This window comes from Streptomyces aurantiacus (assembly GCF_001418335.1).
In the GTDB taxonomy this organism is placed as follows: domain Bacteria; phylum Actinomycetota; class Actinomycetes; order Streptomycetales; family Streptomycetaceae; genus Streptomyces; species Streptomyces aurantiacus.
Genome location: NZ_LIPP01000537.1, coordinates 1 through 1007 on the forward strand (window position 1 = coordinate 1; position 1007 = coordinate 1007).

Here is a 1007-nt window from a genome sequence, read left to right on the forward strand (position 1 = left end):
GTGCTCGGCCGCCGTGGCGGCGACATCCGTGCCGACCTCACCTCGGAGGCGACGGCCAAACACGCCGCCGCAGAGGTGCTCGACCGCTACGGCCGGGTCGATGTACTCGTCCACTCCGCCGCCGTCATCGACCCCATGACACTCCGCGAACTGGATGCTCAACGATGGCGGACCCTGCTGTCCGTGAACGTCGAAGCCGCTCTCTGGCTCGCTCAGGCGTTCACCCCGGGCATGGTCGAGCGTGGGTTCGGCCGCATCATCATGATCGGCTCGGACACGCTCTGGTCCCCACCCGGCCCCGAGTTCCTGCCGTACGTCGCCGCGAAGGGCGCCATGCTGGGCATCGTACGGACCCTCGCCTTCGAGTTCGGCGGCAACGGCATCGCGGTGACGGCCGTGGCACCCGGGCTCACCGACACCCCGATCGCGCGGAGCGTCAACGAGCCGGCCGCGTTCGACGCTGTCGTCGCCACGCAGGCGATGCAGCGCCCCCTCGTCCCGGAGGACACCGCGAACGTTGTCGCGTTCCTCGCGTCCGACGGCGCGGAAGCGATGACCGGACAGGTCCTCGTCGTCGACGGCGGATCCACCATGCGCTGACATTCCCGCCAACTGCCGGCAACCCAGGAAAGGAACCTCATGCCCAGCACGCCAGACGGCGTCATCGCCGCCCATTGGGTGGCTCGCGCAAAGAAGGGGAAGGAAGCGGAGCTGCGAGACCACATCGCCCGCGTCGTCACCCCCTCCCGCAACGACCCCGGGAACATCGACTACGAGGTCCACGAAGACGAAGCCCGACCGGGCACATTCCTGGTCTACGAACGCTGGACGAGCCGAGAAGCACTCCAGGCGCACACCGAGTCCAGCTGGATCCCGAAACTGATCCCCCCGCTCCAGGCGCTCATCGAGGGCGACATCGAAGACGAACTCCGCATCCTCCGACCGATCCGCCCTGCTCAGTAACACCCGGCGGGCTTTTCCGGGGTCGGCCAGGGCGAAGTCGAGGT

Annotated in this window: 2 protein-coding genes; both read left to right on the forward strand. The window is 68.2% G+C overall.

Annotated elements, in window-relative coordinates; all coding sequences use genetic code 11:
• Positions 1-600, forward strand: a 600-nt coding sequence (locus AOK01_RS40015; RefSeq protein ID WP_107100047.1) for an SDR family NAD(P)-dependent oxidoreductase, incomplete at its 5' end; no start/stop codon positions are given.
• Positions 601-639: 39 nt separating this feature from the next.
• Entirely contained in the window at positions 640-963 is a 324-nt protein-coding gene (locus AOK01_RS40020; RefSeq protein WP_055520565.1) for a putative quinol monooxygenase, read from the forward strand.
• The last annotated feature ends 44 nt before the right edge of the window (positions 964-1007 follow it).

Bases quoted from the DNA above. Each gene is read 5' to 3' on its own strand.
- AOK01_RS40020 (WP_055520565.1), top strand. From the start codon at position 640: ATGCCCAGCACGCCAGACGGCGTCATCGCCGCCCATTGGGTGGCTCGC.